Genomic DNA, 19,242 nt, shown 5'->3' with positions numbered 1-19,242 from the left:
AATGGCGCCTTATTTCTAAGGCGCCAGGATTATGTGGATGAAACCTGAACTTATGGCGTTACGATATTGAACCAGAAGTCAAATTTGTCCATGTAGCTCAGCATCTCTTCCAGCTTCGCCCCGTTTCCACTCACCTTCACGTAACCTTTATCCATCGCCTGCTTCAGCGTCTCTTTCTTAAGGATGATGTTGTTCAGCGTGGTGCGATCAAGCGCGATAGTTGCGTCGGCATCCTTCGCCTGCGCGTTGGCGGTATGGTTCAGCACGCCGTTTTCCAGCTCCAGCTTGTATTTGCCGCCATCCTTACCGAGATCGACATTGAAGACCGCCTTCGCGTTACCGGCACGCACCCCGTTGATGTGCACACCCAGGTAGTCGAAGAACATTTCCGGGGTCATCGCCCGCACGGTAACCGGGCTGGCGGTGTTCGGCGTCGGCAGCTTCTTCACACCATTACGCAGTTCTTGCGCGCCGGTCAGGTAGAAGTTACGCCAGGTGCCCGCTTCCGCCTGGTAACCTAACTGCTCAAGCGCGTCGGCTTCCAGATTCCGGGCAGCCTGGTTGTTAGGATCGGCAAAGACCACTTTGCTGACCACCTGAGCAACCCAACGGTAATTACCCTGCTGATAATCCGCTTTGGCTTTCTGCATGATGGCATCAGCGCCGCCCATGTACTGCACGAACTTCTTCGCAGCCTGTTCAGGCGGCAGCTCGTCGAGGGTTGCCGGGTTGCCGTCGAACCAGCCGAGATAAAACACGTAAGTGGCTTTGACGTCGTGGCTAACGGAGCCGTAGTAACCGCGGCTTGCCCACTGTTTCTCGAGCGATTCCGGCAGCTTAAATTCTGCGGCGATCTCATCGCGAGTCAGGCCTTTGTTGGCCATACGCAGGGTCTGGTCGTTGATGTAGCGGTACATATCGCGCTGGCCTTTCATCAGCTTGACGATATTCTCGTTACCCCAGGTCGGCCAGTGGTGCTGCGCAATAATCACTTCCGCGTCCGCGCCCCAGCGCTCAATGGCGGCGTTAATGTACTTAGACCAGGCCAGCGGGTCGCGGATTTTCGCGCCGCGCAGGGAGTAGGTGTTGTGCAGAGTATGGGTCACGTCCTCTGCGGCCTCGATCATTTTCTTCTCTTTGACGTACCACAGCATCTCCGACGGAGCTTCTGAACCCGGCGCCATCATAAAGTCGTAGGTCAAACCGTCGATCACTTCTTCCTGACCGGTATGGGTAATGTAGTCGGTCGGCGGGATGAGGGTGACAGTACCCGCAGAGGTGGTGGTGCCAAGGCCTGCACCCACCTGGCCTTTTGCATCCGGCTTCAGCAGGTTGCCGTACATATAGCTCGCACGGCGGCTCATCGCGTTTCCGGCCATAATGTTTTCGGAAACCGCCTCTTTCATAAAGCCATCCGGCGCGTAGATTTTCACTTTGCCAGACTTGACGTCAGCTTCGTCAACCACGCCGCGCAGGCCGCCATAGTGGTCAACGTGGCTGTGGGTGATCACCACAGCGACGACCGGTTTCTTGCCGCGGTTTGCATAGTAGAGATCCAGCGCTTCTTTCGCCGGTTCAGCGCTTAACAGCGGGTCGATAACGGTAATGCCCTTCTCGCCCTCAATGATGGTCATGTTGGAGAGATCGAGATTACGGATCTGATACACGCCGTCGGTGACCTTAAACAGCCCGCCAATGTTGATCAACTGTGACTGACGCCACAGGCTCGGGTTTACCGTATCCGGGGCTTTTTCACCCTCTTTGACGAAATCATATTTCGCCGGGTTCCAGATAACGTTCCCCTGCTCGCCTTTGATCATGTTTTGCGGCAGCGGGGCGATAAAGCCTTTATGGGCATTTTCAAAGTCGGTTTTATCGGCAAACGGTAATTTGTTATACAGGGCGTTATTAGCCTGCTGGGTTGTAGGAGTGGCATCCTGCGGCTGTACTTCCGCAAACGCGGAAAGCGACAGCGACGTCAACACACCGGCCAGCGCCAGATGTTTAGCGATTATCGTTAATTTCATTAAATGGCCTCATAGATTAATTGCGCCGCCAGCGATATTTAATTGTGGCGGATAATTTTAATGCGAACTCATTGAGGACCATTCTAACCAGAATACCTTCCCTTCATAGTCCCATATGGGACTGGTTATTTATCGATTCGTAATCCGTGGGCTATTGCTGCTATACTCGCTACCATAGCAGACGTTGCGGGGAGAGGCTTAGCGTGAATTTCCAGGATATCCATACCTATTATCAGCAACTCAATATTGGGCAATTTTTTCCACAAATGCTTTGTGAAGGCGAGGTCTTAACCGTTGCCGCAAATAAAAAACTCACCGTTGAACCTGGCTATATTTATTTCTGTACTGAAGGGTCGCTGACGATATTAATGCCTGATGATGGGCTGAATATTGGCAATACTATTGAGTATATGCCGATCGGGTTAATGGAAAGGTATTGTCCACTGGCGAAGTATGAATATCGCAGCAGTGCCAGGGTGAAACTGGTGAGAATATCCTGGGCCGACTTCGACCAGATATTTTTCCAGGGTGGGCCTGAGCGCATGCAGGCGCTGGCCACCATACTGACCTACATGTCGATATTCACCATCGACCTGCATAACGAACGCAGGCAGGTCACCAGCTACCAGACCATTAAACCTATGCTCTATCGCTATCTTTATCGGCAGGAAACCCACACGGAAGAGAATGAGGGTCTGGCGCTGTTTATCATCAAGCGCACTAACCTGTCGCGAACGCATGTCTTTCGCGTGCTGGCGGATCTTAAAGCCGGGGGCTATATCACCATGAAGCGCGGAAAGCTGGTGTCGATAGACCGTCCGCTGCCGGAGGCGTATTAAATTACGCCCCTGAAGCGAATGCTTCAGGGGCTGGCTGATTAACGCACCAGGTGCAGGAAGTGCAGATGTTTTTCATACTGGTCCAGAATATCGTTAATTAACTGCTCCTGGTTCCAGCCCATCACATCGTAATTTTGCCCACCTTCCTTGAGGTAGATTTCTGCCCGATAGTATCGGTGCTGTTCTGCCTGATTCTCATCATTCTCCATGGCCGCTAGCGCGAAGGTCGGCGAGTTATAGCCACGCAGCCTGACTTCATAAATGAAATTCAGCTCATTGCCTAAATCCACCTCAAGGCGAATACGATCGTCCGACGCGTCGCTGATATGGCTCTGCGTTCCCTGCTTATTCAGTTCATCCTGCACCAGCACCATGGCCGGTTTGATCACCTCTTCCATAAAGCGTTTCACCAGGGAGCGTTTAGGTAAGTAGGCGATGTTACGCAGTCTGCGCTGCCACGGAATGGGGTTACGGGCCGCTGTCGGTGCGATCGTGGCCATACTCAGGCTCTCGCGTTTGGTCAAATCGCGTCGGAGCGCCTTCAGCAGGCCATAGATCGACACCAGCAGGATCATCGAGAACGGTAGCGCGCTGGCGATGGTCACGGTTTGCAGCGCACTCAGTCCGCCCGCGAGCAGCAGCGCGATAGCGACTACGCCCATCAGCGCGGCCCAGAAGATGCGCTGCCAGACGGGGGTATTGGCCTCGCCGCCGGACGCGAGGGTATCCACCACCATCGCCCCGGAGTCAGCGGAGGTCACAAAGAAGACGATGACCATCGCCATGGCAATAAACGACAGCACGGAAGAGAACGGGAAATGCTCAAGGAAATTAAACAGCGCCAGCGCCACGTCCTGCTGGACGGTATTCGCCAGATCGGACGCTCCCTTGTTCATGATGAGGTAAATGGCGCTATTGCCGAACACCGTCATCCACATCAGGGTAAAGCCCGCCGGGACAAACAGCACGCCGGTCACGAACTCGCGGATGGTTCTGCCGCGGGACACACGGGCAATGAACATCCCGACAAACGGCGACCAGGACAGCCACCAGCCCCAGTACAGCAGCGTCCAGCCTCCCAGCCAGTTGCTGGATTTCGGTTCATAAGCGTACAGGTTAAACGTCTTGCTCACCAGCTCGGACAGGTATCCGCCGGTATTTTCCACAAAGGATTTCAGCAGGAGTACGGTTGGCCCCAGGCACAACACCAGCACCAGCAGCAGTACCGCCAGCCCCAGATTGAGCTCTGATAAAATGCGAATGCCTTTGTCCAGACCGGACACCACAGAAATGGTCGCCAGCCCGGTAATCAGGACGATAAGGATCACCTGCACGGTATCGTTGATGGGCACGCCAAAAAGGTGGTTCAGCCCGGCATTGACCTGTAAAACGCCGTAACCTAACGAGGTCGCCACGCCAAATACGGTGCCGATTACCGCGAAGATATCCACCGCATGACCTAGCGGGCCGTAAATACGGTCCCCGATAATCGGATAAAGCGCCGAACGAAGCGTCAAAGGCAGGCCGTGGCGGTAGCTGAAGAACGCCAGAATCAACGCAACGATGGCGTAGATAGCCCAGGCGTGCAGCCCCCAGTGGAAGAATGTCAGCCGCATGGCCTCTTTGGCCGCAGCGACCGTTTCAGGTGTCCCCACCGGCGGGGAAAGGTAGTGCATGACCGGCTCCGCCACGCCGAAGAACATCAGGCCGATCCCCATCCCCGCCGAGAACAGCATGGCGAACCACGAGTGGTAGCTGAAGTCAGGCTGGGAGTGGTCGGGCCCGAGTTTAATATCGCCGTAGCGGGACAAGCCGAGGAACGTCACGCTCATTAAAATCAGCGCGACGGCAAGAATGTAAAACCAGCTGGCGTTGGTGAATATTTGCTGTTGCAGTAGCTTAAAGTTTTTATCGGCAACGTCAGGGAAAATCGCGGCAAAGGCGACAAGAAGGAAAATTAACAAAGCAGATGTGTAAAATACCGCTTTGTTAATCTGGCTTTTGGACTGCTTTGGGATAGTGTCGTTTTCACTCATATAGTGTCTTCCATAAACGCATTGACCGCTCTGAATGAGAGGCGTGATCTGCGTCAGGGTAACAAAATCCCTTTATGAATGCAGGTCTGAAACGTTCAATTATACACTATCCCCAAAGGGTATTTGTTGCGCGTTAACGCATCCCTATGCCATTGCATTATTTCGCAGGCAAGAAATGGTTAATTATCCCGGCCAGCCGACTTGGGCCGTAAGTTCTCATCGAATACCAGCCGTTTGCGGCCGGGCTCTTCTTCCCGCAGCGGCTCTACCTGATGCAGCGTCTGCTTACAGCGATCCACCAGCACCTGATACTCCCGCGTGCCCTGCTTTTTCCACTCTATTTCCTGCGCGCTTAGCTCACGAATCGCTTTCGCCGGACTGCCAAGAATTAAGTGATTCGCAGGCATTTCCGCTTTGGCCTTCACAAACGCCGCCGCCCCGACGATGCTGTTTTCGCCGATCGTCGCTCCGTCCATCACCACCGCATTCATCCCCACCAGCGCATTACGACGGATAATGCAGCCATGCAGGATCGCGCTGTGGCCGATATGCCCGTCCTCTTCCACCACCGTGTCCTGCTCCGGAAAACCGTGCATCACACAGTTATCCTGAATGTTCGCGCCGTCTTTCACCACGATCCGGCCAAAATCACCGCGCAGGCTGGCGTTGGGGCCTACGTAAACACCTTTGCCGAGGATCACGTCGCCAATCAGCACCGCGGTCGGGTGAACATAGCTCTCTTCAGGCACGACCGGCGTCAGACCATCAATTTGATAAACAGGCATACCCTCTCCTTATGTGATATTCAGACCACCAAAACGCTGGTGATAAAGCGTGCCGGGCGCGGGCAGCTCGCCGACGGAGGTTTCCCCCTTCTCACTGACAAACGCCAGGGCTCCCGCTGCCACGCGCTGGTAGATGTTAATGCACAGCTGTCGCGCGCTCTGTCCCGCCCAGTGCGCCGGGAGTAACTCCTCCGGCAACAGCGGATCTTTCAGCACCACGCGACGATAAAAATGAATGAGTAACAGCTGGATCTGGAAGCAGCGTTCCGGGGTTAAATCCTCGGGCGACGCCTCTTTCAGCAGCGGCAGCAGCGGACGGAACGAGTTGATAAACGTTTCGTACATCGCGTTTTGTTCGGTCAACTGCCAGCACTCTTCCACGCGGGATCGTAACGCCGCGCGTGACAAAGCCAGCGGCGAATGAGCTTCAAAGAAAATGACGTTTTCCGCCACGCCCGCGTCATGCAACAGCGACTGCACGTCCGCGAGGTTCTGCGACGGCGAGGCCATCAGGCTCGGCGCCAGCGTGCCGAACCCTTGCCAGATGAGCTGTTTTTTCACGTCCGCGAGCGTGGTTTTATCCAGCCCTTCGGAGAGCAGCAGCAGCCATTTGCCATCCCACGCCGGCAGTTCCGCACGGTAGATTTTATTTTCCGCGCGTCGGGTCAAACGCAGCCCCTTGTCGCTGAGACGGTAAAAGCTGCGGCGGCCAATGCGGGACACGTCCAGCCAGCCCTCTTTGTTGAGGCGAAACAGCGCGGTGCGCACAAAGCGCTCCCCGAATCCCATCCCTTCCAGCAGGGCCGCCAGACTGCCGAGCCAGATCTCTCCGCCGCGATGGGAAAGCGCGTCGCCATACAGCGAGGAGATAAGCGACGTTCCGCTGACGGGAACAGAGCTGACTGCGTGCTGGATAAAGGCATCAAGTTTATTCATGTGATTCATTCTGTTGTTATTTTTTTCCTGGATGAATCATAGCATACGAATCTGGGGTTTCCCCCTCACCCTAACCCTCTCCCAAAGGGAGAGGGAACTTAATATACCCTCTCCCTTTGGGCTGAGGGATCCCCAGTAATTTTTTTATGCAGAAGCAATAAAGTTGCTTTCTAAATGACTGAGGGCTGTCAGCGATGCCCTGGTCCGGCTGTAAATCGCTGAGGCGTTTCCTGCAGGCCGGGGCGAGGCGCAGGGATGCGCCGAGAGGGCGGCTTTACAGGGACGTTGCCTCCGCCCGTACCCGATAAGCCGGAAGGAATAAGCCGAGGGCACCGCGAAGCGGCGATTTACCGCCGGGAGCCCGGGTCGCCAGGGTGGTGGCGACTGAGCCACCCTGGCACGTTCACCGGTCATGTCGTTACAGAGTAGCAAGGAACATAAAGTGAACGGAATGACCACCACCGCCGTATGTTCCCCTCACCCTAACCCTCTCCCCGGAGGGGCGAGGGGATTGCTCAGTGCTCGCATTAATTTGTGGGGAACCCTCAGCCCTTTGGGAGAGGGCTGGAGTAAGGGAAATTCAACCGTTGGCTGCTACTTTACGCAAATCAAACACCCGGCAGGCTTTACCCTCGGATCGCGGTATGCTGCCGCAGTTAACGATCATCACATCGGTTGAAATCCCCACCATCGATTTAATCCGATGACGCAGCTGATGGCAGACCTGACAACGCTGTTCATGCGTCAGCGTTAAGCTACTCTGTTTCAGCTCGACCTTCACCGAAAGTGAATCAAGATGCCCGCGGCGGTTCACCTCCAGCTGATAGTGCGGCGAAAGATGTTCGAACTTGACGATCTCCTCTTCCAGCTGTGACGGGAAGACGTTAACGCCGCGAATGATGAGCATGTCGTCGCTGCGCCCGCTGATACGATCCATCCGGCGCATGGTGCGTGCGGTACCCGGCAGCAGGCGCGTCAGGTCGCGGGTGCGGTAGCGGATCACCGGCAGCGCCTCTTTGGTCAGCGTGGTGAACAGCAGTTCGCCCTGCTCGCCGTCGGCCAGCGGCGTGCCATCATTCGGGTTGACGATCTCCGGGTAGAAGTGATCTTCCCAGATGGTCGGGCCGTCAGCGGTTTCAAGACACTCCATCGCCACGCCCGGCCCCATCACCTCGGAGAGACCATAGATATCCAGCGCGGTAATGCCCAGCCGTTTCTCGATCTCGCGGCGCATCGCCTGCGTCCACGGCTCGGCGCCAAACACGCCGACGCGCAGGGAACAGGCGCTGGCATCACCGCCCATCTGACGCTCCAGCTCTTCGATCAGGTTCAGGCAGTAAGAGGGCGTCACCATGATCATATCCGGCTGGAAATCGCGGATCAGCTGCGCCTGCTTCTCCGTCTGGCCGCCGGACATCGGGATCACCGTCGCCCCCAGACGCTCTGCACCGTAGTGCGCCCCCAGCCCGCCGGTGAAGAGCCCGTAACCGTAGGCGACGTGAATTTTATCCTTCGCGCTGCCCCCGGCGGCGCGCAGGGAACGGGCGACGATATTGGCCCAGTTGTCGATATCATTCTGGGTATACCCCACCACGGTCGGCTTTCCGGTGGTGCCCGACGAGGCGTGAATACGCACCACCTGCTCCATCGGCACCGCAAAGGTATCGAACGGGTAGTTGTCGCGCAGATCCTGCTTGGTGGTGCACGGGAATTTTTGCAGGTCCGCCAGCTCGTTGAAATCGTCAGGGTGAACGCCCGCGGCATCAAACTTGCGTTTGTACATCGGAACGTTGTTGTAGGCGTGGTTCAGCGTCCACTTCAGGCGCGCGGTCTGCAACGCCTGCAATTCATCAATGGACGCGGTTTCGATCGGATCAAGCTTTGTTGTATTTATCATCGCAGGGTACTCACATTATTGTTCGCTCAAACACGCTCAAGGATCATGGCAATGCCCTGACCCACACCGATGCACATCGTACACAGCGCGTAGCGCCCGCCGCGTCGGTGCAATTCATTGCTCGCGGCCAGCGCCAGTCTGGCACCGCTCATTCCCAGCGGATGACCTAGCGCGATCGCTCCGCCGTTCGGGTTGACATGCTCCGCGTCATCCGGCAAGCCCAGCTGACGCAGCACCCCCAGCGCCTGTGCGGCGAAGGCTTCGTTAAGCTCAATGACGTCCATATCGGTGATACTGAGTCCGGCACGTTCCAGCACCTTACGGGTGGCGGGAACCGGGCCTAATCCCATCAGACGCGGCTCGACGCCCGCGGTCGACATGGCCACAATGCGGGTGCGCGGGGTTAACCCCTGGGCAAGCGCCATCGGCTCGCTGGCGATAATCAGCGCCGCCGCCCCGTCGTTGACGCCAGAGGCGTTCCCCGCCGTCACCACACCGTTCTTGCGAAACGGGGCTTTCAGCGCGGCAAGCTGTTCAAGGGTGGTTTCGGCGCGCGGATGCTCGTCTACGCTCACTTCCGTTACCGCGCCTTTTTTACCCGTTACCTGTACCGGGATTATCTCCTGCGCCAGAACGCCATTCTGCTGCGCCAGCGCGGTGCGCTGCTGGCTGCGCAAGGCAAATGCGTCCTGATCGGCACGGCTTATATTTAACAATTCCGCTACATTCTCTGCCGTTTCCGGCATGCTGTCAGTTCCGTATTGCTGATGCATGAGCGGATTCACAAATCGCCAGCCGATGGTGGTATCGAAGATCTCCGCCTGACGCTGAAACGCCGCGGTGGCTTTACCCATCACGAACGGCGCACGGGACATGGATTCGACGCCACCGGCGATCAGCAGATCGCCATCCCCGGCCTTAATGGCGCGCGCCGCAAAGCCAAGGGCATCCAGACCGGAGCCGCACAGGCGGTTAATGGTGGTACCGGAAACGGTCTGCGGCAGCCCGGCCAGCAGCGACGACATGCGCGCCACGTTGCGGTTATCCTCTCCGGCCTGATTTGCGCAGCCGAAGATCACGTCATCTATGCGCTCCAGATCGAGCTGCGGGTAACGCGCCAGCAGCGCACGCAGCGGAACGGCCCCTAAGTCATCGGCACGCAGGCTGGATAATGCTCCACCATAACGACCGACCGGGGTACGCACACCCTCACAAATAAATGCGTTACGCATCAGGCTTCTCCTGTCACACTGCCGCCGGTGCGGTGGGATTTCCCGCGAAAAAGAGCGACGGTTTTCTGTTGTTGATTCTGAATTTCAATGTCATAGACGCCGGTCAGTTTGCCCTGATGCTTCACCCGCGCGATAGCGGTCAGCTTATCGCCAGCAAAGCCCGGACGCAGAAAATCGATGGCGCAGCCTGAGGCCACCGCCGCCAGCCCCTGACTGTTGCAGGCGTAGGCAAAGGCGGTATCGGCCAGCGAGAATAGCTGTCCGCCGTGGCAGGTTTTATGCCCGTTAAGCATCTGCGGGGTGATGGTCATGGTCACCACCGCGTAGCCCTCGCCCATGTCGATAATGTCCATCCCCATCGCCTGCGCGCAGGCGTCCCGTTCGTACATCGCGCGGGCGTTATGCCAGGCGTTATGACTCATAACTACTCTCCAGAAGCGCACGCTGGCGCAGCAATGAACAGGGGCGATAACGTTCCTCGCCGTAGTGACGTTGCAGGTTCTCCAGCAGCGTTAACAGACGCTGCCAGCCAAGGCGCTCGCCCCAGGCGATGGGGCCGCAGGGATAGTTGACCCCTAAGCGCATGGCGGTATCGATGTCTTGCTCACCGGCGACCCCTTTTTGCAGGGCATCCAGCGCTTCGTTGGCAATCATCGCCACCGTGCGCCAGATCAGCAGGCCGGGGTAATCCGCAATCTGGACCACACGTTTCTCCTGGTGCTGCAACCAGTAAATGACTTTCTGCGTGGCGGCGTGCGGGTTGCCGGGCGCGGCGGCTATAACGGCCACATCCCGCTCGATGCGGTCGACCACCACCACCGGACAGCCGTGGCGCAGCGCCAGCGACTGCGCGGTTTCACCCTGCGTTTCGATCAGCAACAGATCGTCAATTTCCGTGACACCGTCACTTCTTCGCTGTGCGCGCATCGGGCTGAAGCTGTGGCTGACCGGGGCGAGCCAGCTGACGGCGGGTTTGTCCTCCTGCCAGCGGTAAACGCCCTGCCCGCTTTTCTTACCCAGACGCCCCGCCAGCACCAGCTCCTGCTGCACCAGCGACGGCAAAAAACGACGCTCCTGCCAGAAGGCGTTAAATACGGAGCAGGTCACGGCAAAGTTGACGTCCTGACCAATCATGTCCGTCAGCTCAAGCGGCCCCATCGGGAACCCCCCGCCGTCTCGCAGGGCGGCGTCGATCACCTCGGGCGCTGCCACCTGCTCTTCCAGCGCGCGCCAGGCTTCCGAGTAGAAAGGACGCGCTACGCGGTTGACGATAAACCCCGGCGTGGACTGGCAGCGTACCGGCTGCTTTCCCCAGCTCAGCGCCAGCTCGCACAGCGCATCGGCCACTTCGGGTGAGGTCGCCAGCCCGCTGACCACCTCCACCAGCTTCATCACCGGGGCAGGATTGAAGAAGTGCAGCCCGGCGACGCGTTCAGGGTGGTTTATCTCCGCCGCAATCGCGGTAACGGAAATAGACGAGGTATTGCTGGCGAGTAGCGTCTGCGGCGGGCAAACCTCTGCCAGCTGGGCAAACAGCGCCTTTTTCACTTCAAGCCGCTCGGAGGCCGCCTCGATCACCAGATCGGCTTTCGCCAGAGCACTGATATTCGTCACCGGCGTCAGGCGGGCGAGGATCTGTTCCCCGGCGTCGGCAGAGAGTTTTCCGCGCGCAACGCGAGAGGACAGCCGCTGGCGAATGCCGTCGACGGCGCGGGAAATCGCCGCAGCGTCAATGTCGTACACCAGAACCGGATGACCGTGGCTGGCTGCCACTTCGGCAATCCCGGCGCCCATGGTGCCGCTGCCAATGACGGCGACCGTATGGATATTCACCATCTTATTTCCCCGTAAAGTTCGGCGCGCGTTTTGCCAGGAACGCGCTGACGCCTTCCCGGTAGTCGTCGCTGCGTCCAGCCAGACGTTGATAGTCGCGCTCCAGATCAAGCTGGGCGTCGAGGGTGTTGGTTTCGGCGGCGTTGATCGCCTGCTTGATCAAGCCCAGGCCAAAGGTCGGCTGCGAGGCAAAATGCAGCGCCATCTGCTGTGCGGTGGCGGAGAGCTGCTCGTCGTCCACCACCTGCCAGATCATTCCCCAGGCCTGTGCCTGCTCGGCGCTGAGCTTGTCACCCAGCAATGCCAGCCCCATGGCGCGGGCGCGTCCGGTCACGCGCGGCAGCAGCCAGGTTCCGCCGCAGTCCGGTACCAGCCCGAGCTTGCTGAAGGCCATCACAAAGCTGGCTGAACGGGCCGCAATCACCATGTCACAGCCGACGGCCAGCGTGGCACCTGCCCCCGCCGCCACGCCGTTAACCGCGCAAATCACCGGCTTCGGCAGTTTTGCCAGGCGGCGCACCAGCGGGTTGTAAAAAGTCTCAACGGACATGCCCAGATCCGGCGCAGGGCCGTTCGGGTCCACGTTACGGTCGTTGAGATCCTGCCCGGCGCAGAAACCGCGTCCTGCCCCGGTGATCAGCAGGCAGCGGATGGCGTCATCGCGCTCGGCCTGCTTCAGGCATTCGGAAAGCTGCTGGTGCATGACGTCGTTAAAGCTGTTCAGGCGCTCCGGGCGGTTCAGCGTAATGGTCATTACGCCCTGCTCAACATGGCTCAGAATAAATTCCACAATTAGCGTCCTTTAAAGTCTGGGGTGCGTTTCTGTAAAAAGGCGTTGATGCCTTCCCGGCGATCGTCGGTGGCCGCGAGTAGCGCAAACAGCTGACGCTCCTGCGCCAGCCCGGCCTGAAGCGGCACTTCCTGCGACTGGCGAAGCGCCTGCTTCGCCGCCTGTAACGCCAGCGGCGAGTGGCGCGCCATCAGCCCCGCCTGCTTCAGGGCATACTCCAGCGTCAGCGAGGCCGGGTAAACGTCACTGACCAGCCCGGCGCTGTGCGCCTGAACCGCCGTGATGCTTTCGCCCGTCAGCACCATTTTGCTGGCCAGCGATTTGCCCACGCTACGGATTAGCCGCTGTGTGCCGCCTGCGCCCGGCATGATCCCGAGGGTGATTTCCGGCAGGCCAAAGCGGGCGTTATCACCGGCAATCACCACGTCGCAGAGCAGCGCCAGCTCACAGCCTGCCCCCAGCACGTAGCCGTTCACGGCGGCAATCAGCGGTTTGGTGAAGGCGTTTATCCGCGCCCACAGCTGCGGGCGGATATCGTTCAGTGTGGCGGGCAGGTCTTTCTCCGCCATTTCGTTGAGATCGGCCCCGGCAGCAAAGCAGCGTTCGTTGCCGTAAATCACACAGACGGCGATCTCCGCATCCGCGGCGGCGGCTTCAAGCTGCTCCGCGATTTGCGTGAGCAGCGCATTGTTGAGCGCGTTGCGCGCCGCCGGACGGTTAAGCGTCAGCTGCAACACGCGGCCATAACGGGTGACAATCAGTTCGCTCATGCCATCCCCTTCGCATCAAAATCGACGATAACGTCAGCGGTTAACGGCAGCGCCTGACAGCTCAGCACATAGCCTGCGGCCAGCTCGTCCGGCTCCAGACTGTAGTTGGTCGCCATGTCCACCTTCCCGCGAAGCACTTTGCATTTGCAGGTGGCGCACACGCCGCCCTTGCAGGCGTAAGGCAGATCCGCCCCCTGACGCAGGGCCGCGTCAAGAATGCTCTCGTCGTCCGCCGTCAGGGTGATCTCCCTGTCGCGCCCGTCCTGACGGACGGTGACCTTCTGCCCGTCGGCCTGCACGCTGACTGTCCGTTTAACGGGGGTTCCCGGCGTGTTAAAGCGTTCAAGATGGATCGCTTTTTCCGGCATACCCAGCGCTTTCAGCGCCGCCTCAGCCTCGTCCATCATCGCCGACGGGCCGCAGATGAAGGCTTCATCGTACTGGCGGAAATTCACCAGCGTTTTTGCCAGCGCATGGAGCTTTTCCCCGTCAATACGGCCATTGAGCAGATCGCTGTCGAGCGTCTCCTGGCTGAAGATAGAGATCAGCTGCAAACGCTGCGGGTATTTATCTTTCAGGTCCGCCAGCGCCCGGCGGAACATCATGCTCTGGCTGCTGCGGTTACCGTAAATCAGGGTGAAGTGGCTGTGGGCTTCAGTGGCCAGCGTAGCGGACATAATCGCCAGCATCGGGGTGATCCCGGACCCGGCGGCAATCGCCAGATAGTGGCCTTCGCGTTCGGCCTGCGGCTGGTAGCCAAAATGCCCCTGGGGAATCATCACCTCCAGCGCCATGCCAGGTTTGATCTCGTCCCGGGCATAGCGGGAAAAACGTCCGCCCTCGATGGCTTTGACCGCCACGCTGATCTCACCGCACGCGGTGCTCCGGCAGATGGAGTAGCAGCGGCGCAGTTCATCCCCGCCAGGACTGGCTTTCAGGGTCAAATGCTGACCGGGACGGAAGCGGTACGCCTCCTGTAACGCCTGCGGCACCGCGAAGGTAATGGTCACCGCGTCGCGGGTTTCGGGTTCCACTTTTGCCACTGTTAATGAATGAAACGTTGTCATGGCAGCCTCAAATACATTTGAAATAGTCGAAGGGCTCACGGCAGGTATTGCAGCGGTAGAGCGCTTTGCAGGCCGTGGAACCAAATTCACTGATGAGCGAGGTATCGGTGCTCGCACAGCGCGGGCAGCTCACCTCCGCGGGAACGTGGGCATGGCAGCTATGGCCGACAGGCGGGCTGATGCCATATTCCCGCAGGCGCCTGCGGGCATCGTCGGTCATCCAGTCGGTGGTCCAGGCGGGCTCCAGTTGCAGCACAATATGTACCGGGGAAAAGCCGTTCCCGGTCAGAGTTTCGCGGATCGCCCCCAGCAGATGCTCCGTTGCCGGACAGCCCGAATAGGTTGGCGTGAAGCCTATAACCCAGCCTTCCCCCTGCGCCTTCACGCTGCGCACCATGCCTAAGTCGGTGATGGTCAGCACCGGCACTTCCGGGTCGGGGATCTGGCTTAACAGCGCCCAAATCTGCGGGATTTGGGCAGGCGCAATGTCGACGAGGCGTTGCATAGCGTTCTCCTTTACCACTGCTGGTCGGGGTAAACGCGCTGGAGATACTGCATCTCAGCCAGCATCGGTCCGAGGTGTTCAGTATGTAGCCCCTTCTTGCCGCCCGTGCGATACGCCACTTCCTCGGGCACGCGGAGGGTAGCTTCCGCCAGCCCGGCAAACACTTCGCGCTCCCACGGTTCCCGCAGGGCGCGCGGATCAACCGCCACGTCGGTGTCAACCAGCGCCAGCTCGACGTCGTCGGCGTCAAACAATTCAGCCGTAAAGCGCCACAGGCTATCCACCGCCTCCTGCATTTTCTGTGAGGAGGTTTCTGTCCCGTCCCCCAGCCGCACCAGCCAGCCGCGGCTAAAACGCAGGTGATAGCGCGCCTCTTTAATGGCTTTTGCCGCGATGGCGGCAAGCTGACTGTCGCTGCTGTGGATCAACCGTTCGTACAGCGCTACGTTCCACGCATCCATCAGATACTGACGGGCAATGGTGTCGGCGAAGCTGCCGTTTGGCTGTTCCACCAGCAGCAAATTGCGGAACTGACGCTCATCGCGGCCATAGGCCAGGGTATCTTCATCGCCCTTACCCTCCCGTTCAGCGGCGTAGGTCAGGAAATTGCGCGCCTGCCCGAGCAGATCAAGGCCGATATTGGCGAGCGCCAGGTCAATTTCCAGCTCCGGCGCATGGCCGCACCAGGCGCCCAGACGCTGTGAGAGCACCAGACCGTTGTCACCCAGACGCAGGGCATAAGCAGATACGTTGTTCATCCCCAACCTCACATATGCTCAATGCCATCAGGGATGGTGTAAAACGTCGGATGGCGGTAGACCTTGCTTTCCGCCGGATCGAAAAACTCCCCGCTCTCTTCCGGCTGGGAGGCGACGATTTCACTCGCCTTCACCACCCAGATGGAACAGCCTTCGCTGCGGCGGGTATAGGCATCGCGCGCGTTTTCCAGCGCCATGCGGTCGTCGGCAGCGTGAAGGCTGCCCACATGGCGGTGCGACAGCCCCTGCTTCGAACGGACAAAAACTTCGTATAACGGCCAGTAAACATTGCTCATGGTTGATTCCTCTTATGCGGCCAGGCGGGCGCGTTGTTTTTCCGCGTGGGCCAGAGCGGCTTCACGCACCCATGCGCCGTCGTCCCAGGCTTTACGTTTTGCGGCCAGACGTTCGTGGTTGCATATCCCGCGCCCGTTGATCACCTCGTCAAATTCGTGCCAGTCGATTTCGCCGAAGCGGTAGTGGCCGCTCTCTTCATCGAAACGCAGGTCGGGATCCGGCACGGTCATGCCAAGCATCTCCACCTGAGGCACCGTGTTGTCCACGAAGCGCTGGCGAAGCTCATCGTTGCCAAAGCGTTTGATCTTCCAGGCGAGACTGCGGGCGCTGTTTGGGGAGTTGTCGTCGTTGGGTCCGAACATCATCAGCGCGGGCCACCAGAAACGGTTGATGGCGTCCTGCAACATCTGCCGCTGTGCTTCGCTGCCCTGCGCCAGCGCCATACAGGCCTCAAAACCCTGACGCTGGTGGAAGCTCTCTTCTTTACAGATTTTCACCATCGCCCGGGCGTACGGGCCGTAAGACGTACGGCACAGCGCCACCTGGTTCACAATGGCCGCCCCGTCCACCAGCCAGCCAATGACGCCGATATCGGCCCAGCTCAGGGTCGGATAGTTGAAGATGGAGGAGTATTTCATCTTGCCGTCGAGCATCTTTTGATAGATGTCCTCCCGGGCGCAGCCCAGCGTTTCCGCCGCGCTGTAGAGGTACAGGCCGTGTCCGGCTTCGTCCTGAACCTTCGCCAGCAGAATGGCTTTCCGGCGCAGCGTCGGCGCGCGGGTGATCCAGTTTCCTTCCGGCAGCATGCCGACAATCTCAGAGTGGGCGTGCTGTCCAATCTGGCGGATCAGCGTCTTGCGATAGGCATCCGGCATCCAGTCCTGCGGCTCGATGGCCGTCTCCTGTGCGATGCGTTGCTCAAAGCGTTGTTCTTGCGTCACATAACCACCTTTGTGATTCGTTAAATCACCACAAACAGCAAAATGGTGAATCATTTGGTTTCTTAAAAGTTACACAAAGGTTAAATATAACCCCAAGAAGCGTTTGTTTATTTTGTGACGACGCTCGCAAGCCTTTTCGTTAAAGGCCGATGATACAAGGCTTTCGGGTGGTCAGGCTAAGCAATAGAGATCACAACGTTAACAATTCATTAAAACTCAGCTTGATTTTTATGATTCGCGATCAAACTATTTATAGTGAAATCACGAAACACCTGGAGAGAAGAAATGCAGCAGTTAGCCAGCTTCTTGTCCGGCACCTGGCAATCAGGCCGGGGCCGCGAGCGCACCATCACCCACGCCATCAGCGGGGAAACGCTATTTGAAGTCACCAGCGAAGGGCTGGATATGGCGGCCGCGCGCCGTTACGCCATTGAACACGGCGGAGAAGCGCTCCGCGCAATGAGCTTTATCGAGCGCGCCGCCATGCTGAAGGCGGTGGCCAAACATCTTCTGAGCCAGAAGGATCGGTTTTATGCCCTGTCAGCCCAGACCGGCGCGACGAAGGCCGACAGCTGGGTAGATATTGAAGGCGGTATCGGCACCCTCTTCACCTACGCAAGCCTCGGCAGCCGTGAGCTGCCGGACGATACCCTGTGGCCGGAGGATGAGCTGATCCCGCTGTCGAAGGAAGGCGGCTTTGCGGCACGTCACGTGTTAACGTCGAAATCCGGCGTGGCGGTGCATATCAACGCGTTCAACTTCCCGTGCTGGGGGATGCTGGAAAAGCTCGCACCCACCTGGCTTGCCGGGATGCCCGCCATCATCAAGCCCGCCACCGCCACCGCGCAGGTGACTCAGGCAATGGTGAAAGCGATCGTCGAGAGCGGACTGGTGCCGGACGGCGCCATCAGCCTGATCTGTGGTGGCGCGGGCGATCTGCTGAACCAGCTCGACAGCCAGGACGTGGTGACGTTTACCGGGTCGGCCAGCACCGGGCAGAGCCTGCGCGTACATCCGAATATCGTCGCGCATTCCATTCCGTTTACCATGGAAGCGGACTCCCTTAACTGCTGCGTGCTCGGTGAAGACGTAACGCCGGAGCAGCCGGAGTTTGCGCTGTTTATTCGCGAAGTGGTGCGCGAGATGACCGCCAAAGCCGGGCAAAAATGTACCGCCATCCGCCGCATCATCGTGCCGGAAGCGCAGGTTGAAGCCGTCAGCCAAGCGCTGATTGCGCGGCTGGAGAACGTGGTCGTCGGCGATCCGGCCCAGGAAGGGGTCAAGATGGGGGCTCTCGTCAACAGTGAGCAACGTGCTGACGTGCAGGAAAAAGTCGATCATCTGCTTGCCTCGGGCTGCCAGATCCGTCTGGGTGGTAAAGCCGATATGCAGGCGGCTGGCGCATTCTTCCCGCCCACCCTGCTGTTCTGCCCGCAGCCGGACGAAACTCCGGCCGTTCACGCCACCGAAGCCTTTGGCCCCGTCGCCACCCTGATGCCCTGCCGCAACAGTGAACACGCCATGCAGCTGGCGCGGGCGGGCGGCGGCAGCCTGGCGGGAACGCTGGTCACGGCAGATTCAAACGTGGCGCGGCAATTTATTGCCGGTGCCGCGCGCGCCCACGGACGCATTCAGATCCTCAACCAGGAATCCTCGAAAGAATCCACCGGCCACGGTTCACCGCTGCCGCAGCTGGTGCACGGCGGCCCGGGACGTGCGGGCGGCGGCGAGGAGCTGGGCGGCCTGCGTGCGGTGAAGCACTATCTCCAGCGCACGGCCATTCAGGGCAGCCCGTCCATGCTCGCCGCCATCGGCAAACAGTGGGTCCGTGGCGCGGAGGTGCTGGAAGATCGCGTTCATCCGTTCCGTAAATACTTCGAGGAGTTACAGCCGGGCGACAGCCTGCTGACCCCGCGTCGTACCCTGACGGAAGCGGATATCGTGAATTTTGCCTGCCTGAGCGGGGATCATTTCTATGCCCATATGGACAAAATTGGCGCGGCGGAGTCGATTTTTGGCGAGCGCGTGGTACACGGTTATTTCCTGATTTCCGCCGCGGCGGGGCTGTTTGTCGATGCCGGGGTTGGGCCGGTCATTGCCAACTACGGCATGGAAAACCTGCGCTTTATCGAGCCGGTCAAGCCGGGCGATACCATTCAGGTGCGCCTGACCTGTAAACGTAAAACGCTGAAGAAACAGCGCACTGCCGAGGAAAAACCGACGGGCGTGGTGGAATGGGCGGTGGAGATCTTCAACCAGCATCAGCAGGCCGTGGCGCTTTACTCCATCCTGACGCTGGTGGTGCGCCAGCAGGGTGACTTTTAATCAAAGCAATGGCATTAACCTTGCTGCCTGGAGTGTTTGAGCGCATCAAAATAAACGGAAGGTAATACAGGGACTGGTTGGCTTTGATTAATCGAACCATCCAGTCTGCCTGGTTTGGATAAGTTACAACCGGAAACACTAAGCAAATTGACCGTATAGTTAGCATAGTTATTATTTATCGCCGGGAATATTCCCGCGTTAAAT

17 protein-coding genes are annotated in these 19,242 nt (G+C 58.8%); 2 read left to right on the top strand and 15 right to left on the bottom strand.

Annotation, left to right across the window (positions count from 1 at the left end):
- Window positions 1–50: 50 nt before the first annotated feature.
- Window positions 51–2,027, bottom strand: coding sequence for an alkyl/aryl-sulfatase (locus ACQG11_RS20425; protein WP_426728722.1), 1,977 nt, complete (start codon window positions 2,025–2,027; stop codon window positions 51–53).
- A 203-nt stretch (window positions 2,028–2,230) separates the two neighbouring features.
- On the opposite strand from ACQG11_RS20425, the gene ACQG11_RS20420 reads away from it, so the two are divergent.
- Window positions 2,231–2,866 (top strand): helix-turn-helix domain-containing protein, encoded by a 636-nt coding sequence (locus ACQG11_RS20420; RefSeq protein WP_426728721.1) that lies wholly within the window; start codon window positions 2,231–2,233, stop codon window positions 2,864–2,866.
- A 38-nt stretch (window positions 2,867–2,904) separates the two neighbouring features.
- Here the strand turns inward: ACQG11_RS20420 and ACQG11_RS20415 are convergent, their stop codons facing one another.
- From ACQG11_RS20415 to paaA, 14 genes are all read right to left on the bottom strand, one after another.
- A complete protein-coding gene (locus tag ACQG11_RS20415; protein ID WP_045622286.1) occupies window positions 2,905–4,902 on the bottom strand; it encodes a BCCT family transporter in 1,998 nt (665 codons plus the stop codon).
- 179 nt (window positions 4,903–5,081) lie between these two features.
- Entirely contained in the window at window positions 5,082–5,687 is a 606-nt protein-coding gene (gene paaY, locus ACQG11_RS20410) for a phenylacetic acid degradation protein PaaY (protein ID WP_023300036.1), read from the bottom strand.
- A gap of 9 nt (window positions 5,688–5,696) precedes the next feature.
- Window positions 5,697–6,632, bottom strand: coding sequence for a phenylacetic acid degradation operon negative regulatory protein PaaX (paaX, locus tag ACQG11_RS20405; RefSeq protein ID WP_032622213.1), 936 nt, complete (start codon window positions 6,630–6,632; stop codon window positions 5,697–5,699).
- Between the two features lie 571 nt (window positions 6,633–7,203).
- The gene (gene paaK / locus ACQG11_RS20400; RefSeq protein ID WP_022648028.1) at window positions 7,204–8,520 is read right to left on the bottom strand and encodes a phenylacetate--CoA ligase PaaK; all 1,317 of its coding nucleotides are present in this window, start codon (window positions 8,518–8,520) and stop codon (window positions 7,204–7,206) included.
- Between the two features lie 26 nt (window positions 8,521–8,546).
- Window positions 8,547–9,752 carry a 3-oxoadipyl-CoA thiolase gene (gene pcaF, locus ACQG11_RS20395; RefSeq protein ID WP_426728720.1) on the bottom strand — a complete coding sequence of 402 codons (1,206 nt, stop codon included), beginning with the start codon at window positions 9,750–9,752 and terminating at the stop codon, window positions 8,547–8,549.
- Window positions 9,752–10,174 (bottom strand): hydroxyphenylacetyl-CoA thioesterase PaaI, encoded by a 423-nt coding sequence (gene paaI / locus ACQG11_RS20390; protein WP_150316755.1) that lies wholly within the window; start codon window positions 10,172–10,174, stop codon window positions 9,752–9,754. Before paaI ends, pcaF begins: the two co-directional genes overlap by 1 nt.
- Entirely contained in the window at window positions 10,164–11,588 is a 1,425-nt protein-coding gene (gene paaH / locus ACQG11_RS20385; RefSeq protein WP_426728719.1) for a 3-hydroxyacyl-CoA dehydrogenase PaaH, read from the bottom strand. Before paaH ends, paaI begins: the two co-directional genes overlap by 11 nt.
- Window position 11,589: 1 nt before the next feature.
- Window positions 11,590–12,378 (bottom strand): 2-(1,2-epoxy-1,2-dihydrophenyl)acetyl-CoA isomerase PaaG, encoded by a 789-nt coding sequence (paaG, locus tag ACQG11_RS20380; protein ID WP_426728904.1) that lies wholly within the window; start codon window positions 12,376–12,378, stop codon window positions 11,590–11,592.
- Window positions 12,378–13,145, bottom strand: coding sequence for a 2,3-dehydroadipyl-CoA hydratase PaaF (gene paaF, locus ACQG11_RS20375; protein WP_426728718.1), 768 nt, complete (start codon window positions 13,143–13,145; stop codon window positions 12,378–12,380). The genes paaG and paaF overlap by 1 nt, the downstream gene beginning before the upstream one ends.
- Entirely contained in the window at window positions 13,142–14,212 is a 1,071-nt protein-coding gene (gene paaE / locus ACQG11_RS20370; RefSeq protein WP_426728717.1) for a 1,2-phenylacetyl-CoA epoxidase subunit PaaE, read from the bottom strand. The genes paaF and paaE overlap by 4 nt, the downstream gene beginning before the upstream one ends.
- A gap of 7 nt (window positions 14,213–14,219) precedes the next feature.
- Complete coding sequence (gene paaD / locus ACQG11_RS20365) at window positions 14,220–14,717, bottom strand: 1,2-phenylacetyl-CoA epoxidase subunit PaaD (protein ID WP_003857347.1); 498 nt, start codon at window positions 14,715–14,717, stop codon at window positions 14,220–14,222.
- An 11-nt stretch (window positions 14,718–14,728) separates the two neighbouring features.
- Complete coding sequence (gene paaC / locus ACQG11_RS20360) at window positions 14,729–15,475, bottom strand: 1,2-phenylacetyl-CoA epoxidase subunit PaaC (protein ID WP_417648265.1); 747 nt, start codon at window positions 15,473–15,475, stop codon at window positions 14,729–14,731.
- 8 nt (window positions 15,476–15,483) lie between these two features.
- Window positions 15,484–15,771 (bottom strand): 1,2-phenylacetyl-CoA epoxidase subunit PaaB, encoded by a 288-nt coding sequence (gene paaB / locus ACQG11_RS20355; RefSeq protein ID WP_003857353.1) that lies wholly within the window; start codon window positions 15,769–15,771, stop codon window positions 15,484–15,486.
- A 12-nt stretch (window positions 15,772–15,783) separates the two neighbouring features.
- Window positions 15,784–16,713: a 1,2-phenylacetyl-CoA epoxidase subunit PaaA gene (paaA, locus tag ACQG11_RS20350; protein ID WP_155018868.1), complete on the bottom strand. Its 930-nt coding sequence runs from the start codon at window positions 16,711–16,713 to the stop codon at window positions 15,784–15,786.
- Between the two features lie 285 nt (window positions 16,714–16,998).
- On the opposite strand from paaA, the gene paaZ reads away from it, so the two are divergent.
- A complete protein-coding gene (paaZ, locus tag ACQG11_RS20345) occupies window positions 16,999–19,038 on the top strand; it encodes a phenylacetic acid degradation bifunctional protein PaaZ (RefSeq protein WP_163346486.1) in 2,040 nt (679 codons plus the stop codon).
- The last annotated feature ends 204 nt before the right edge of the window (window positions 19,039–19,242 follow it).

Source organism: Enterobacter cloacae complex sp. 372C4 (genome assembly GCF_050030615.1).
GTDB classification, from domain to species: domain Bacteria; phylum Pseudomonadota; class Gammaproteobacteria; order Enterobacterales; family Enterobacteriaceae; genus Enterobacter; species Enterobacter intestinihominis.
The sequence above is the reverse complement of the archived record's forward strand: the minus strand, read 5'-3'. Positions and strand labels throughout refer to the sequence as shown.

Excerpts from the sequence above, each read along its gene's own strand:
- pcaF (WP_426728720.1), bottom strand. The coding sequence starts at position 9,752 with ATGCGTAACGCATTTATTTGTGAGGGTGTGCGTACCCCGGTCGGTCGT.
- ACQG11_RS20415 (WP_045622286.1), bottom strand. The coding sequence starts at position 4,902 with ATGAGTGAAAACGACACTATCCCAAAGCAGTCCAAAAGCCAGATTAAC.
- paaD (WP_003857347.1), bottom strand. The coding sequence starts at position 14,717 with ATGCAACGCCTCGTCGACATTGCGCCTGCCCAAATCCCGCAGATTTGG.
- paaY (WP_023300036.1), bottom strand. The coding sequence starts at position 5,687 with ATGCCTGTTTATCAAATTGATGGTCTGACGCCGGTCGTGCCTGAAGAG.
- paaE (WP_426728717.1), bottom strand. The coding sequence starts at position 14,212 with ATGACAACGTTTCATTCATTAACAGTGGCAAAAGTGGAACCCGAAACC.
- ACQG11_RS20425 (WP_426728722.1), bottom strand. The coding sequence starts at position 2,027 with ATGAAATTAACGATAATCGCTAAACATCTGGCGCTGGCCGGTGTGTTG.
- paaF (WP_426728718.1), bottom strand. The coding sequence starts at position 13,145 with ATGAGCGAACTGATTGTCACCCGTTATGGCCGCGTGTTGCAGCTGACG.
- paaC (WP_417648265.1), bottom strand. The coding sequence starts at position 15,475 with ATGAACAACGTATCTGCTTATGCCCTGCGTCTGGGTGACAACGGTCTG.
- paaI (WP_150316755.1), bottom strand. The coding sequence starts at position 10,174 with ATGAGTCATAACGCCTGGCATAACGCCCGCGCGATGTACGAACGGGAC.
- paaB (WP_003857353.1), bottom strand. The coding sequence starts at position 15,771 with ATGAGCAATGTTTACTGGCCGTTATACGAAGTTTTTGTCCGTTCGAAG.
- paaH (WP_426728719.1), bottom strand. The coding sequence starts at position 11,588 with ATGGTGAATATCCATACGGTCGCCGTCATTGGCAGCGGCACCATGGGC.
- paaX (WP_032622213.1), bottom strand. The coding sequence starts at position 6,632 with ATGAATCACATGAATAAACTTGATGCCTTTATCCAGCACGCAGTCAGC.
- paaK (WP_022648028.1), bottom strand. The coding sequence starts at position 8,520 with ATGATAAATACAACAAAGCTTGATCCGATCGAAACCGCGTCCATTGAT.
- paaZ (WP_163346486.1), top strand. The coding sequence starts at position 16,999 with ATGCAGCAGTTAGCCAGCTTCTTGTCCGGCACCTGGCAATCAGGCCGG.